The sequence below is a fragment of the Kribbella steppae genome (genome assembly GCF_004342025.1).
Lineage (GTDB): Bacteria > Actinomycetota > Actinomycetes > Propionibacteriales > Kribbellaceae > Kribbella > Kribbella steppae.
In genome coordinates this window covers 42,647-56,024 of record NZ_SLWN01000028.1, presented here as the reverse complement: position 1 = coordinate 56,024, position 13,378 = coordinate 42,647, and the positions used below count along the sequence as shown (strand labels likewise).

Annotated in this window: 15 protein-coding genes and 1 pseudogene; 10 read left to right on the top strand and 6 right to left on the bottom strand. The window is 66.3% G+C overall.

Going from position 1 to position 13,378, the window contains the following annotated elements; genetic code table 11:
- Positions 1 to 185 precede the first annotated feature (185 nt).
- A complete protein-coding gene (locus EV652_RS43255) occupies positions 186 to 1,358 on the top strand; it encodes an alcohol dehydrogenase catalytic domain-containing protein (protein ID WP_132217075.1) in 1,173 nt (390 codons plus the stop codon).
- Positions 1,359 to 1,364: 6 nt separating this feature from the next.
- Here EV652_RS43255 and EV652_RS43250 read toward each other — a convergent pair whose 3' ends face one another.
- The 4 genes from EV652_RS43250 to EV652_RS43230 all read right to left on the bottom strand — a co-directional run bounded on the left by EV652_RS43250 (position 1,365) and on the right by EV652_RS43230 (position 4,135).
- Positions 1,365 to 1,580, bottom strand: coding sequence for a hypothetical protein (locus EV652_RS43250; RefSeq protein WP_132217073.1), 216 nt, complete (start codon positions 1,578 to 1,580; stop codon positions 1,365 to 1,367).
- Positions 1,577 to 2,650, bottom strand: a complete 1,074-nt coding sequence (locus EV652_RS43245) for a fatty acid desaturase family protein (protein ID WP_132217071.1) — start codon at positions 2,648 to 2,650, stop codon at positions 1,577 to 1,579. Before EV652_RS43245 ends, EV652_RS43250 begins: the two co-directional genes overlap by 4 nt.
- A 722-nt stretch (positions 2,651 to 3,372) precedes the next feature.
- The gene (locus tag EV652_RS43235; protein ID WP_132217067.1) at positions 3,373 to 3,861 is read right to left on the bottom strand and encodes an SRPBCC family protein; all 489 of its coding nucleotides are present in this window, start codon (positions 3,859 to 3,861) and stop codon (positions 3,373 to 3,375) included.
- A 40-nt stretch (positions 3,862 to 3,901) separates the two neighbouring features.
- Positions 3,902 to 4,135, bottom strand: coding sequence for a hypothetical protein (locus tag EV652_RS43230; protein ID WP_206752116.1), 234 nt, complete (start codon positions 4,133 to 4,135; stop codon positions 3,902 to 3,904).
- 178 nt (positions 4,136 to 4,313) lie between these two features.
- On the opposite strand from EV652_RS43230, the gene EV652_RS43225 reads away from it, so the two are divergent.
- From EV652_RS43225 to EV652_RS43190, 8 genes are all read left to right on the top strand, one after another.
- Positions 4,314 to 4,730 carry a CBS domain-containing protein gene (locus EV652_RS43225; RefSeq protein WP_132217063.1) on the top strand — a complete coding sequence of 139 codons (417 nt, stop codon included), beginning with the start codon at positions 4,314 to 4,316 and terminating at the stop codon, positions 4,728 to 4,730.
- Between the two features lie 247 nt (positions 4,731 to 4,977).
- On the top strand, positions 4,978 to 5,727 hold the full coding sequence (locus tag EV652_RS43220) for an ANTAR domain-containing protein (protein WP_132217061.1): 750 nt from the start codon (positions 4,978 to 4,980) through the stop codon (positions 5,725 to 5,727).
- 237 nt (positions 5,728 to 5,964) lie between these two features.
- Positions 5,965 to 6,933: an NAD-dependent epimerase/dehydratase family protein gene (locus EV652_RS43215; protein ID WP_132217059.1), complete on the top strand. Its 969-nt coding sequence runs from the start codon at positions 5,965 to 5,967 to the stop codon at positions 6,931 to 6,933.
- The gene (locus tag EV652_RS43210) at positions 6,930 to 7,874 is read left to right on the top strand and encodes an RNA polymerase sigma-70 factor (RefSeq protein ID WP_242002361.1); all 945 of its coding nucleotides are present in this window, start codon (positions 6,930 to 6,932) and stop codon (positions 7,872 to 7,874) included. Before EV652_RS43215 ends, EV652_RS43210 begins: the two co-directional genes overlap by 4 nt.
- Before the next feature lie 440 nt (positions 7,875 to 8,314).
- A complete protein-coding gene (locus EV652_RS43205) occupies positions 8,315 to 8,686 on the top strand; it encodes a VOC family protein (protein WP_132217055.1) in 372 nt (123 codons plus the stop codon).
- A 176-nt stretch (positions 8,687 to 8,862) separates the two neighbouring features.
- On the top strand, positions 8,863 to 9,732 hold the full coding sequence (locus tag EV652_RS43200; protein WP_132217053.1) for an EamA family transporter: 870 nt from the start codon (positions 8,863 to 8,865) through the stop codon (positions 9,730 to 9,732).
- Positions 9,733 to 9,864: 132 nt separating this feature from the next.
- A complete protein-coding gene (locus tag EV652_RS43195; protein ID WP_242002360.1) occupies positions 9,865 to 10,167 on the top strand; it encodes an SDR family NAD(P)-dependent oxidoreductase in 303 nt (100 codons plus the stop codon).
- 391 nt (positions 10,168 to 10,558) lie between these two features.
- The gene (locus EV652_RS43190) at positions 10,559 to 11,488 is read left to right on the top strand and encodes a PLP-dependent cysteine synthase family protein (RefSeq protein ID WP_132217051.1); all 930 of its coding nucleotides are present in this window, start codon (positions 10,559 to 10,561) and stop codon (positions 11,486 to 11,488) included.
- A gap of 20 nt (positions 11,489 to 11,508) precedes the next feature.
- Here the strand turns inward: EV652_RS43190 and EV652_RS43185 are convergent, their stop codons facing one another.
- Together EV652_RS43185 and EV652_RS46440 are read right to left on the bottom strand one after the other, a co-directional pair.
- Positions 11,509 to 12,204 carry a winged helix-turn-helix transcriptional regulator gene (locus EV652_RS43185; RefSeq protein WP_132217049.1) on the bottom strand — a complete coding sequence of 232 codons (696 nt, stop codon included), beginning with the start codon at positions 12,202 to 12,204 and terminating at the stop codon, positions 11,509 to 11,511.
- Between the two features lie 128 nt (positions 12,205 to 12,332).
- Positions 12,333 to 12,560 (bottom strand): annotated as a pseudogene (locus EV652_RS46440) (hypothetical protein); the annotation flags it as partial.
- 58 nt (positions 12,561 to 12,618) lie between these two features.
- Between EV652_RS46440 and EV652_RS43175 the strand changes: the two are divergent.
- Positions 12,619 to 13,338, top strand: coding sequence for a DinB family protein (locus EV652_RS43175; RefSeq protein ID WP_242002359.1), 720 nt, complete (start codon positions 12,619 to 12,621; stop codon positions 13,336 to 13,338).
- Positions 13,339 to 13,378: the final 40 nt, after the last annotated feature.

Sequence of the window (13,378 nt, the reverse complement as noted above, 5' to 3'; positions counted from 1 at the left end):
GCCCGAACCACAGAGAGACGGCGTCAGCGGGCAACCACCCCCATTTTCAGCCCGGAACGGGCCGCCCCGACAGGGAGGATCGGAGACTACTGCGGCAACTCGGGCAGCCGCACTTCGTCGTACCCGGTGACCAATGACCGGTGGCAAAGGGCGGTTCACCGGCGGCATTCGGGGTACCTGGGGCCATGAAAGCTTTGACGTGGCAGGGAAAGCGGAAGATCGAGTATTCAGACGTACCGGATCCGGTGATCCAGGAGCCGACGGACGCCATCATCGAGGTCACATCGACCGGGATCTGCGGATCGGATCTCCACCTGTACGAGGTGATGGGCCCGTACCTGGAGCCAGGTGACGTGCTGGGGCATGAGCCGATGGGCATCGTGGTCGAGACCGGCGCGGAGGTGACGAACCTGACGGCGGGCGACCGGGTGGTGATTCCCTTCGGCATCGCCTGCGGCCACTGCTACATGTGCGACCGTGGCTTGCAGTCGCAGTGCGAGACCACACAGGTGCGTGAGGAGGGGATGGGCGCGGCGCTCTTCGGCTACACGAGACTCTATGGACAGGTGCCGGGCGGTCAAGCCGAGTACCTGCGGGTGCCGCAGGCACAGTACGGGCCGATCGTGGTGCCTGCCGGGCCGGCTGACGATCGCTTTGTCTTCCTGTCCGACGTACTGCCGACCGCCTGGCAGGCAGTCGAGTACGCGGGCGTGCCGGATGGTGGAACGTTGGCGGTCATCGGTCTCGGACCGATCGGAGACATGGCGGCCAGGATCGGGCTGCATCGCGGGTATCGGGTCATCGGGATCGATCTGGTGCCTGAGCGACTCAAGCGCGCCCAGGACCGCGGCGTGAAGATCCTCGAGTACTCCGGCGAGGTGGCTGAGCAAGTGCGTCAGCTCACCGATGGTCGGGGTGCGGACTCCGTGATAGATGCCGTCGGCATGGAAGCGCACGGATCGCCGAAGGCACAGGCCGCGCACACGCTTGTCGGACTCCTCCCGGACGGGATCGCCGAGAAGTTGATGGAGACGGTGGGCGTTGACCGGCTTGCGGCGTTCTACCTCGCGATCGAGCTGGTCCGCCGCGGCGGCACGATTTCTTTGAGCGGCGTGTACGGCGGAGCGGCCGATCCGCTGCCGATGATGACGATGTTCGACAAGCAGATCCAGCTCCGGATGGGGCAGGGCAACGTGCGTCGGTGGGTCGACGACATCCTGCCGCTGTTGAGTGACGAGGACCCGCTAGGCGTCGACGGATTCGCGACGCATCGGCTTCCGCTCTCGGAGGGCCCGGCAGCCTACGAGATGTTCCAGAAGAAACAGGACGGTGCTGTGAAGGTGCTGTTGACGCCGTGACGCGAGTTATCGGTCGCCGCCGGGGACGATCTGTTCGGCGGCCATCCATGCGGTGACCTCGTTGTCGTGCTCGTCCTGGTACTGGACGAGGCCGTGCCAGCCGGACACCTGGTTGTCACAGGCAAGAAGCCATCCCGGCCGCCAGCCACCGTGCACCCACACACTCACGTGGGCCGGCAGCTGAAGGTGATCCAGTCGGTGGAGGTCGCGGTGCGCGCTCATGAGGCTTGCGTCGTTGCTGCCGAGACGGCGGTCGGGTGGCGTAGTTGCCGGCCGACTTCGTGCATGTGGCGCAGTCCCTGGGCGTAGGAGTCGATGATGCCTGTCGACAGGTAAGGAACTCCGACGTGCTGGCAATGGGCGCGGACGGCGCCTTGGGCATGCCGCAGGTTGGCGCGGGGCATGTTCGGAAACAGGTGATGCTCGATCTGGTAGTTCAGGCCGCCCATCATCCAGTCGGTGACTGGGTTGCCGTTGACGTTGCGGGAGGTGCGGACCTGCTTCTCGAGGTGTCCCCACCTGGTGTCACCGTCGGGCATCTCCATGCCCTTGTGGTTCGGGGCGAAGACGCTGCCGAGATGGAGCCCGAACAGGGCATGGTGGAGTACGGCGAAGACGATGGCTTTCTGGGGCGACATGATGAGCAGGAGCCCGCCGAAGTACACGGTCAGGTGTACGGCGATCAGGCCGAGCTCGAGGGCGGCTTCGCGACGGGGACGGCGCCCGAGCAGGTAGGTGATGCTGGAGATCTTCAGGCTGATCCCTTCGAGGGTGAGCAGCGGGAAGAAGATCCGGGCCTGGTTGCGGCTCAGCCAGCCGTGCAGGCCGGTGCGTCCCTCGGCCTGGTCGAGTGTCCAGACCAGTACTCCGGCGGCGACGTCGGGGTCCTTGTCAGTGTGGTTCGGGTTGGCGTGGTGGCGGTTGTGCTTGTCGTTCCACCAGCCGTAGCTCATTCCGAGCAACAGGTTTGCGTGCAGTTGCCCGACAGCGTCATGGAGGCGGCGGGACCGGCCGATCTGCTGGTGACCGGCGTCGTGGCCGAAGAACGCGGCCCGGGTCGTGAAGATCGCGGCCGGCACTGCGAGTAGTAGCACGAGCCATGAGTTGCCGAGCAGGATCAGGCCTGCCACGACAGCGGCCAGACAGAGCAGGTTGACGGCGATGGAGACCAAATACTGGCGGGTACGACGCTCCAGCAGGCCGGAGGTCTTGATCTCGCGCAGCAGCGGTGCGAAGTCGCTGCCCTTCGTGCGCTGGGGTTGGCGGTTCAAAACGGCGCCGGTGGATCCCATGGATATCCTCGAATCGTGACGGCTTGGTAGCCGAAAGTGGCTGGCACAGCGGCTGGGGGTGCGCTGGTTACCGGGAAGAGCAGCCCTGCAGGCCTGCTCTGGGTTACGCAGTTCCACCGCCGGAGATCCCTGCGCGGGTCTAGGCGCCGGTCACGACAACGAGAAACGTTGACTCAACAGGTACAACGCTGCGGCAGGGAAGGAAATTCCGGAGCGGCGCTCAGGCGCCCGTCTCAACGACGTACCTCCCGCCGCAACTGAGCGGAGTTCGCAATCCGTTTGATGGCGTTAGGGGACTAGTGCGGTACGGCGGCCGATGGCAAACTGCGGGGTGCCGGCTTGTTGAGCAGTCAGCAGCCGCAGGGGTGGTTCGGGCTGGCTGGAGGATCGATGACAGTCGGTGGCGTTGATACGTACTACGACTACGACGAGAAGCAGTGGAAGAGCCGGAAACTCGGTGGGGGACCGGTGCGTCGTGGGCCCGTCTGTCCGGCGCCGAGGACGGCGTCGCAGGAAAACCACGGCGCCGACACGGCCACCCGTGGTGGACCCGGCCGCACGACGAAGCCGGCAGCGCGCTCGACGGCTTAGCCGGCGCGCACTGCGATTTCGGTCTCCATCCGCCAGGTCAGTCGTCCGCTCTCGGCTATCGGCGTCGCCTTGCCATCACCGGTGCGTCACGGCCGGCGCCAGTCATCTTCTTTGACCTGGGTGGAGAACCACTAGGCCTGCGGTGTGTCGCCGGGCGTCGTGGGTGGCTGCTCGACGGTGGCTTTGATGGTTTCGAGGGCGTGGTGCAGGTAGTCGTCGATGTCCTGGTCGGGGGTGTGGGTGGTGTGGAGGCGGACGGTGAGTCGTGACGTGCCGTCCGCAACGAAGTCGATGTCGAGTTCGCCGTGGTAGTCCTGCTCGCCGGGCGCGCCCCAGCGCAGGCTGCGGTTCTCCTCGACGATGTCGATCCACGCCTCGCTGTGCACCGTCTGATCCGGCTCTCCACCGGCGGGCACGTGAGCGGTCACCTCGACCTCTTCGTGCACCGGCTGCTGGGGTCGACGGGCTTCCATGCCCTGGGCTTCCGCGGGCCGCGGCGCCGCCCGATGTACGTCGGTCAGCCAGGGCAGGTAATCGGGCAGGTGCTCGATGTCGGACAGATAGTCGAACAGGACGTTCGCCGCGACGTCTACCGTCGTCGATGCCTCATGATCTGCCATCCCAGTCGTCCTCCTTCGAACTGTTCGGACACAGCCGCAGTCAGTCGGGCGGTTCGACCGGTCGGCCCTCGGCCCCGGTGGTGACGTCTTGCTCTCGCGGCGGACGTCGTACGGCGTTGGGCTCAGGACCAGACGATCGTTCGCCTTCGTGGTGCTCGACCTCGTCGAAGTCCAGGCCGCCCGTCTCGAGTTCGTCGTTCTCCAACGCCTCGTTCACCTCGGTATCGCTGACGGTCTTGTGCTTGTCGTCCAGACCAGGTCGATCGAAACTCATCATCGCCTCCAGGTTCGGTGGGCATCCCGGTAACCCGCCTGCCGCCTGTCCAATCGGACTCCATCGACGCAGGGCGGGACGGTCGGCGGGTGACAGCGGCATGTGAGCGAATGCGGCGTGGGTGGTGGGGCACCGGGCATCCGATCCACACGGGTCCAGGCAGATGAGGAGTCCGAACATGACGACAGCGCGTGAGTTGATGACGGCCGGCGCCGAGTGCGTCGGTGAGCACGAGACCCTGGTCGACGCCGCCCGCAAGATGAGGGACCTGGACGTTGGAGCATTGCCGATCTGCGGCGAGGACAACCGGCTCAAGGGGATGCTGACCGACCGCGACATCGTGGTGAAGTGCATCGCCGAAGCCGGCGACCCGGCCTCGGCGACGGCGGGACAGTTCGGGGAGGGCAAGCTGGTCACGATCGGTGCCGACGACAGCGCCGAAGAAGCGCTCAAGACGATGAGCGAACACCAGGTCCGCCGGTTGCCGGTGATCGACGGCCACGACCTCGTCGGCATGCTGGCCTTGGCCGACGTCGCGCGCAACATGGGCACGTCCGACACCGGTGACGTCGTACAGGACATCTCGCAACCCTGACAACCAACGAATGGCACTGGTTCCTCGGACTGCTCATCGGCTCGTGGCGCGGCGGCGTCGCGGGCTGGATGCTGACGTTGGTCGTCGCGTTCACCGTGTCGCGGGCGGCTGTTACCTCTGGAAGCCTTCGCTCTGGGTTTCCTCGGTGGCGACCCTTCGAGCCATCCGGTCGTGCCAATTACGCCAGTACCCGTTGGCGATAGAAACGAACCTGCCGACCAAGCGGCGCTGGGGGCATTATTGGTGCATGGAAGAGGCTGCACAGGTGACGCCGGTGGGTGGCGATGCTGGTGTGGACCCGGCTGGGGTCAGGCCAGACGACGCTGCGGGTGCGATGGCTGAAGTGTTCGCGCGGCTCGCGCTCGAGCTGCACGATTCCGGTGGTGTCGGTGAGACCGTGGAGGCAGTGGTGCAGTTCGCGCTGCACGCGCTGAACTGCTCCCATGCGGGCATCGCGTTGGCTGCGCGGGGTCGGCCCGAGGTGCCGGCGGCGACTGATCCCATGGTGGCTGAGATCTACCGGTGGCAGATGGTCGGCGGCTGCGGACCGCTGGTAGAGGCCATGCGCGGCCACGAAACGGTGCGAGTCCGCGACACCGCGGCTGAAGAGCGTTGGCCGGACTGGGCGGCGAAGGTGCTGTCCCTTGGGGTCCGCAGTGTGCTCGACGTTCCACTCACGACGGCAGCTGGAAGCGTCGGTGTCCTCGGGCTCTACAGTGTCGTCCCCAACGCGTTCAGTGCCGACGACGAGGCGATCGCGGCCATCCTCGCCCGGCATGCCTCCGTCGCCGTCGCGACCGCGCGCAACGAACAGAACATGGCCCAGGCGGTCGATGCGCGCAAGCTGGTCGGACAGGCGATGGGCATCCTGATGGAGCGGTACGACGTCGACTCCGACCAGGCGTTCGCCATCCTGAGGCGGTACTCCCAGGACACCAACACCAAGTTGCGCGACGTCGCCGAGCGGTTGATCAACACCCGCCGGCTACCGCACTGAACCAGCCGGCGCGCTACTGCACGGCCTGCCCCGAGGAGTCGCGGGGGATTCAACACAGCGAACGGTCGGTCGACCAGCAGTGACCTGAACCGGCGACCTGCCGGTGGAGTGCGGCGGGGTCGATCACGCTCCGCTTCGGGCATGGATCGGCCGGGTTAGCATCGGACCTGTCACAGCGGGATGTGCTGTCTCGTCTCAGGCTCGTCAGTGAAGCCTCAGAAGTACGGAGATAGTGAGATGCGAGTTTTCGTGGCAGGGGCCGCCGGTGCGATCGGTCGCCGGCTGATCCCGCAGTTGGTTGCGCGTGGCCACCAGGTGACGGCGTCGACACGTGGTTCGGCCAGGCTGGAGCAGTTGCGTCGACTGGGGGCCGAGCCGGTGGTCGTTGACGGGTTGGACGCGGCGGCCGTCGGCGAGGCGATCGCGCGTTCGGAGCCGGACGTGATCGTGCATCAGATGACCGCGCTGGCGGGCAAGGCGAACCTGCGGAACTTCGACAAGTGGTTCGCGACGACGAACAAGCTGCGGACTGCCGGTACCGAGCACCTGCTCGCGGCCGCCGAGGCCGCCGGTGTCAGCAAGTTCGTCGCCCAGAGTTACACCGGGTGGTCGAACATCCGTGAGGGTGGCGCGGTCAAGACCGAGGACGACCCGTACGACCCGGATCCGGCCAGGTTCCAGACCGAGTCGATCAACGGACTGCAGTTCCTGGACAAGGTCGTCCCTGCCGCGCCGCTCGAGGGCATGGTGCTGCGCTACGGCAACTTCTATGGTCCCGGCGGGTCGGAGTCCCTGGTCGAGCTGGTCCGCAAGCGGCAGATGCCGATCATCGGTGACGGTGCCGGGGTCTGGTCGTGGATCCATCTCGACGATGCCGCCGCGGCGACGGTCGCAGCCATCGAGCGAGGCCGGCGTGGGATCTACAACATCACCGACGACGAACCGGCCGCGGTCGCCGAATGGTTGCCGTATCTGGCCGAGGTGGTCGGCGCCAAGAAGCCGCTGCGGGTGCCGGTCTGGCTAGGTCGGCTGGCCGCGGGTGACGTCACGGTGCGCTGGATGACCGAGGGCCGTGGCGCGTCCAACGCCAAGGCCAAGCGCGAGCTCGACTGGCAACCCAGGTGGAGCACCTGGCGGGATGGGTTCCGCCATGGTCTGACCGACTCCGGTTCGGCCCAGGCCGGCGAGCGGCAGGAGACGGCGTGACGCGAAAGGTCGACGGGCGCGGTGACTCAGAGACGTTCGAGGAGCTGCGCCCGTTGATGTTCTCGATCGCCTACCGGATGCTCGCGAGCGTGACGGAGGCGGAGGACGTCGTACAGGAGGCCTTCGTCCGTCATCAGCAGGCACTCGATCAGGGCGTCGACATCGCTTCACCGAAGGCATACCTGTCCACAGTGGTCACCAGGCTGTCCATCGACCTGCTGCGGTCGGCGGTGAAGCGACGGGAGTCGTACGTCGGCCAGTGGCTGCCCGAGCCGCTGTTGACCGACGACGACGCGGACCCGCAAGCGCATGCTGAGCAGGCCGACTCGCTGTCGATGGCCTTCCTGCTCGTGCTCGAGCGGCTGAACCCGGTCGAGCGTGCGGTGTTCCTGCTCCACGACGTCTTCGGCTACGGGTACGACGAGATCGCGGCGGTCGTCGGTAAGAGTGAGACGAACTGCCGGCAGCTCGCCGCCCGGGCTCGCAGGCACGTCAAGGCGGAGAAGCCGCGCTTCCAAGCTTCCGCCGAACAGGGTGACGCCCTGGCCGCCCGGTTCTTTGCCGCCTTCACCCAGGGCGATCTCGACGGCCTGGTCGGGATGCTCGCCAAGGACGCCGTCGCGTACGGCGATGGTGGCGGGAAGGCGCCGCAGTGGAGCTTGCCGGTCGTCGGTGCGGATCGCGTCGCGCGGCTGTTCGCCGGCATGAGCCGAGAGGTCAGGACGCACCGGATCACGGTCGAGCTGCATCAGGTGAACGGTCAGCCTGGCGCCGTTCTGCGCACTCCGGACGGCCAGTTGGTGAACGTCTTCGTCCTCGACATCGTTGACGGAGTGGTGCAGACGGTCCGCTCCGTCATCAACCCGGACAAGCTGCGCCACCTCGGTCCGGTGGCCGATGTCCGTGCCATCCGCGATGAGCACCGAGTGCGCCGCGACTGACCTTCATCAGGAATCCAAGGAGCTTCCTGGCCGGCCCCGACGCCCGGTGGGTCACCGGCCAGAACATCGCCGCCGGCGGCGGCGTCTTCTGATCCCGGCTACTGTCGTCAGCGCCTGCCACGACGTCGGTCGCCCGGTGGCTGCTGGTCAGTATCTCGTCCGCACCGACGGACGGCCGGTACGAGATCCACGTACGGGACCGCGGCGGCGCACTGCGCACCGTCGGCACCTGCCAGTTGAAGGACCGCTCCGCCACAACCGGGTACCGGCTCGACATCGCGGTGGCACACGTCGCTGAGATACAGCTCACCCAGGACAACCAGGTCCGCCTCACAGCAACGATCCCGAACTGAGCGAGCCGGCATCGACCTCGAGTGTGGTGGAGCCGTGACGATGAAAATGGCCAAACGAGCGGTGGCGCCGACGATACCGTTGACGACATGCCTGTCTCTCTCCACCACATTGTCATCGATACCCATGACTTGCCGACACTCGCTCGGTTCTGGGCAGAAGTGTTGGACTGGCGCATCCTGTCCGAACGCCCACGTGAGGTCGTCATCGGCCCGGAGGAGTCAGCGCCGGTCGGCATCTGCTTCATGCCGGTCGGGGATGCCAAGATGGTCAAGAACCGCCTCCACCTCGATCTGACTTGTGGTCCCGAGGATCGAGAGGCGGAGATCGACCGCATCCTGAGCCTCGGCGGCCGTCGCGTCGACATCGGCCAGTCCGGGACGGAGTCGTGGACTGTGCTCGCAGACCCCGAGGGAAACGAGTTCTGCGTAGTCCGGCCGAAGCAGACACTCGTGTCCTGACCACGCCGCCCTACCCCCCGTTGGCTCTATCGCAGCAGCTTCCTCGGGGACGTCGATCACGGATTTGTCGTTCCGAAAGTGTTTTGCCCTCCACCAGTGGATTCCGAAGGCAGCAGTCCTCCGTTTGCTCCGGTTCGGCATGGCGGAGGTTGGACCTGCATTCCTAGGGTGAATCCATGACTTCGCCGGTGAGGCGATCGGCGCTGGACGCCGTGCCGGCGCATGCCTTTTTCGTCGTCAGTGCTGTGTTCCACTATCTCGGCCCGGCGCTCGCGGTGTTGCTGTTCGCCGCAGTGGAACCGCTTGGTGTGGCTTGGTTGCGGATCGCGTTGGCGGCTCTGGTGTTCTGGCTGTGGCGGAGGCCGCTGAGGGTCTGGCGCGCCTTGGACAATGGCGCCCGATGGTTGTTGGCCGGGTGGGCGGCTGTGCTGGCCGCGATGAACTGCTGCTTCTATCTCGCGATCGATCGGCTGCCACTCGGCACCGTGGCGGCGATCGAGTTCGCCCCCGTCATCTTGCTCGCGGCAGTCGCCGTGAGGACCCTGCGCAACCTGGCGGCGCTCCTACTGGCCGTCGGCGGGGTGTACATCCTCACCGATGTGCGACTGTCTGGCGACTGGCTCGGCCTGCTCTTCACCGCGCTCAACGCGACGCTGTTTGCCGGCTACGTGATTCTTGGCCACAGGGTCTCGCAGCGACCGGGTCAGAGCCGTATCGACGGCCTCGCCCTCGCGATGGGTATGGCCGCGCTGCTGTCGCTCCCTGTCGGGATCGGGGCGGCTTGGCGCGCCCTGACCGATCCTGTCCTGTTGGCCGCCGCGGCGGCGGTCGCAATCTGCTCATCGGTCATTCCGTACGTGTGTGACCAGTTGGCGATGGCTCGGCTGACCCGCGGCGCGTTCGCCCTGTTGCTGTCGTTGCTTCCGGCAACTGCCTCCGTGATCGGGGCGATCGTGCTCGACCAGCGGCCAACTGCCGCAGAGGTGCTGGCCGTTGCACTGGTTGTTGTTGCCACTGGCCTCCACCGCGAAGAGGGCAGATCGTAAGGGAGGAGGAGACGACCTGGAGCATGTTCGCTTGGGCTCAGCTGGTCTGATGGTGTCCCGGATTCGCCCGGGCATGATGAGTTACGCGCTTGTGAGTACTGACGAACCCCAACCGATCACTGCGATTAGGAGATGACCGTGCTGCTGGAGAACAAGGTTGCTGTGATCTATGGCGGTGGGGGAGCGGTGGGCGGTGCGGTGGCACGCGCGTTTGCTCGGGAGGGCGCGCGGCTCTTTCTCGCGGGACGTACGCCGGGCCCGCTGGAGGCCGTGGCCAATGACGTGTCCATCGCCGGCGGCTCTGTCGAGGTAGGCAGGGTTGACGTGCTGGACGCCGATGCCGTCGAGCGGCATGCTGCGCGCATCGTCGAGGAGGCGGGGCGACTCGACGTCTCGTTCAACCTGATCGGTTACGGCGATCCCGCCGCGCCATGACGGCATTGGTTGCCGACCGATGGCGACGTCGAAGGCCGCGATGGCCAGCTGCCTTCCGCGGTATGAGCAAGCATGCCCGCGTGGAGAAGTTCGCCGGATCCCTCCGAGACCCTCGCTGCCTGACTCGTCGACCCCGGCGATGTCAGCTCTTCAATTCCCATGGCCACAGATCCTTCCTAAGGGCCGGCTTGCAGATCGCACGGAGATGAATGAATTGCTCACGGCCCCGTTCCGTAAGACGCCCGTACTTGTTGATGTCGCTGCCGGGACGACGCCGGCACCCTCCCGATCAGCCCAACGCGACGACTGCACCTTCACGGCCGCGCCCGCCACCTGTCCAGTTCAAACTCTGAACTACACGTCCCCTGCTCAGAGGTCGAAACTTGCGGGCATGGACACGTCAGCTCCCGCGCCCCGTACTGTTCTGGATCGGATCGGAAATACCGCGTTGCTGCCCCTGCGCCGGCTCGGACCGCGCAACGGATCTCGGATCCTGCTCAAGCTGGAGGACGGCAATCCGACCGGAAGTATCAAGGATCGGATGGCGCTGGCGATGATCGAGGCTGCGGAAGCCGATGGCCGGCTGCAGCCGGGTGGCAGAGTGGTCGAGTACACCGGCGGCAGCACAGGTGTCTCGCTGGCCCTGATCTGCGCTGTCAAGGGATACCACCTCGACATCGTCAGCTCGGACGCGTTCGCGGCCGAGAAGCTCGCCCACATGCGGGCGCTCGGCGCCGAGGTGCATGTGATCGCCAGCGATCAGGGCCGCATGACGGAGAAGCTCACACGCGACATGATCGAAGCGGCCCGGGTCATCACGGCGGACAACGGCGGCGTGTGGACCGACCAACTCAACAACACCGACCAGTTGCAGGCTTACCACACGATGGCCGACGAGATCTGGGCTCAGACCGACGGTGAGCTGGATGCGTTCGTGCAGATCGTCGGTACAGCGGCCTCGCTACGGGGCACCGCCGAGAGGTTGCGGATGTACGACGACTCGATCGCCGTGGTCGCGATCGAACCGGCCGAGTCCGCTGTCCTGTCCGGTCGCCCGACCGGTGCCCACAAGATCGACGGCGTCGGTGCCGGCTTCGTCGTACCTCTGTGGCACGACAAGGTGGCCGACGCGATCGAGCTGGTGTCCACAGAGGAGGCGACGGCGATGGCGGTCCGGCTCGCTCAGCAGGAAGGGCTGTTCGCGGGTACGTCGACCGGAGCCAACGTCCTCGTCGCCCTGCGCATGGCCGAACGGCTTCCCCCGAACTCGACGATCGTCACGGTGATGTGTGACACGGGCATGAAATACCTGAGCAAATGAGCGCCCATGCCTTCCCTCTTCTAAGCAGAAGAGGGCTTCTGAGCAGAAGACGTCTGCGCGAGAGCGCTGCGGGTGAACGCGTACCGAAGGAACCAATGCTGCATCTGACGTTGCAGGGCGCGGTCGCCGTGGAGGGTGACTCCGGGGTGCTGCTGCAGCTGTGACCAGGTGAGGTCGCCGAGCCACCAATGGATGACCTCGGCGGTCGGCGCCCAGAGCCAGAGATCCACCGGCGCACCGGTGTCCTCCCGGCAGAGGTTGACGTTCGCTTTGGACAGATGCAGCCAGAAGTACCGATCGCGCGGCGGTCGGTCGGTGAACTCGAGAGCGAGAACCACGGTGTCCCCGGGGAGAGCATTGACATCGACTCTGCGTTGCATGTCCCACGTGAGCGCCGCGGTGTCGAGGTCTTCCTCGGACAAGGCGGCGCTCTCGGTTGTCATCGCCCACCGGGCCAGTTCGCGGACGATCGGAGCGAGGGACAGCCCGGATTCGGTGAGCTGGTAGAGGCGGTCGGACACCTCGACGATGCCGGCGGCGCGAAGAGAGCGCAATCTGCTGGTCAGCGTGGCCGGTGGGATGCGGGGGATGCCGCGACGGATGGAGCCGAATGTGACCGGACCGGAGAGCATTTCGCGCACAATCAGCAGGGTCCACCGCTCGCCGACCACATCCAGTGCTCGTGCGACCGCGCAGAACTGCCCATACCCGTTCATCGATCCAGGTTAGCTACACGGGGATCTGCTTCAAATCCTGACGTTACACGCACGTCGACTGTGCGGGCGCCTGGCGAGTTCGCCCGTCTCGTCAACCACCTTGAAGCTCTGGTACGCCCGCGTGCCCGTCATGATTGCCTTCGGCAAATTTGGCGCCGGGCTCGGACCGGCCTGTCGCGCCGCCGACGTCGAGAACGGCCCACCTTCAGGGCCGACCCCACGGCCATCCTGGCTATGACGGTCTCATTTGGCGCCGGCTTGCGCGGGTCGGTGAAGGTCTTGGTCCATCCGGAGAAGGATTCGTTGGAGGCGATCGCGACGCTGTTGCGTTCTTCGCGCTCGGTCAGGACCTGGAAAGAGGCCAAATCAAGCCGGGTGGCCGGCTTGTCGGTGCTCGGCCCTAGTATGCGGAGCATGACGCGGTATGTGGACGAGGATCTGCACGGTGCGGAGTTCCGCGAGTGCGATCTGACCGGGGCACGCCTGATCGGCGTCGTCATGCAGGATGCCGTGATCGACGGGCTCGTCACCAACCTCGTGGTGAACGGTGTCGAGGTCACCGAGTACGTCGAGGCAGAGCTCGACCGGCGTCATCCGGTGCGGGTGCTGATCCGCTCCGAGGACCCTGCCGATCTGCGCGAGGCATCGCGTCAGCTCCATGCCGGCTGGGCCGCCACGATCGAGCGAATCCGCCGTACGCCCGGTATCGGGCGCCGCAGCGTGAACGACGAGTGGTCGGCGGTGCAGACGATGCGCCACCTGGTCTTCGTCCACGACTCGTGGTTCCGCCGCTGCTGCCTGGGCTCGACGGAGCTGTTCACGCCGATGGGCATCGGGACGACCGTCGAGCCCTACCGTGGAGCGCACGGGCTTGACCTCTCGCTCGATCCGGCCCTCGACGAGATCGTGAGCGTGCGTGACGCACAGGCCGCCGAGCTCGAGGCCTGGCTCGACGAGGTCACCGCTGTGCAGCTCGCAGCGCGCGCGCCGGTGCCCGACGATGATGTCTGGCCGCCGTACGCCCGGGGCCGCTCGGTGCGGCAATGCCTCGGCACGGTGCTCAACGAGACCTTCGAGCACCACGGCTTCTGCGTCCGCGACCTCGACCTGATCGAGGCACAGGACGCTGAGTAGGGCCGGCCACGGGCTCAGCATCTTGCGGATGCGGGCATCG

What these genes read in the sequence shown, in the direction of transcription:
- EV652_RS43255 (WP_132217075.1), top strand. Translation starts at nt 186, where the DNA reads ATGAAAGCTTTGACGTGGCAGGGAAAGCGGAAGATCGAGTATTCAGAC.
- EV652_RS43250 (WP_132217073.1), bottom strand. Translation starts at nt 1,580, where the DNA reads ATGAGCGCGCACCGCGACCTCCACCGACTGGATCACCTTCAGCTGCCG.
- EV652_RS43245 (WP_132217071.1), bottom strand. Translation starts at nt 2,650, where the DNA reads ATGGGATCCACCGGCGCCGTTTTGAACCGCCAACCCCAGCGCACGAAG.
- EV652_RS43235 (WP_132217067.1), bottom strand. Translation starts at nt 3,861, where the DNA reads ATGGCAGATCATGAGGCATCGACGACGGTAGACGTCGCGGCGAACGTC.
- EV652_RS43230 (WP_206752116.1), bottom strand. Translation starts at nt 4,135, where the DNA reads ATGAGTTTCGATCGACCTGGTCTGGACGACAAGCACAAGACCGTCAGC.
- EV652_RS43225 (WP_132217063.1), top strand. Translation starts at nt 4,314, where the DNA reads ATGACGACAGCGCGTGAGTTGATGACGGCCGGCGCCGAGTGCGTCGGT.
- EV652_RS43220 (WP_132217061.1), top strand. Translation starts at nt 4,978, where the DNA reads ATGGAAGAGGCTGCACAGGTGACGCCGGTGGGTGGCGATGCTGGTGTG.
- EV652_RS43215 (WP_132217059.1), top strand. Translation starts at nt 5,965, where the DNA reads ATGCGAGTTTTCGTGGCAGGGGCCGCCGGTGCGATCGGTCGCCGGCTG.
- EV652_RS43205 (WP_132217055.1), top strand. Translation starts at nt 8,315, where the DNA reads ATGCCTGTCTCTCTCCACCACATTGTCATCGATACCCATGACTTGCCG.
- EV652_RS43200 (WP_132217053.1), top strand. Translation starts at nt 8,863, where the DNA reads ATGACTTCGCCGGTGAGGCGATCGGCGCTGGACGCCGTGCCGGCGCAT.
- EV652_RS43195 (WP_242002360.1), top strand. Translation starts at nt 9,865, where the DNA reads ATGACCGTGCTGCTGGAGAACAAGGTTGCTGTGATCTATGGCGGTGGG.
- EV652_RS43190 (WP_132217051.1), top strand. Translation starts at nt 10,559, where the DNA reads ATGGACACGTCAGCTCCCGCGCCCCGTACTGTTCTGGATCGGATCGGA.
- EV652_RS43185 (WP_132217049.1), bottom strand. Translation starts at nt 12,204, where the DNA reads ATGAACGGGTATGGGCAGTTCTGCGCGGTCGCACGAGCACTGGATGTG.
- EV652_RS43175 (WP_242002359.1), top strand. Translation starts at nt 12,619, where the DNA reads ATGACGCGGTATGTGGACGAGGATCTGCACGGTGCGGAGTTCCGCGAG.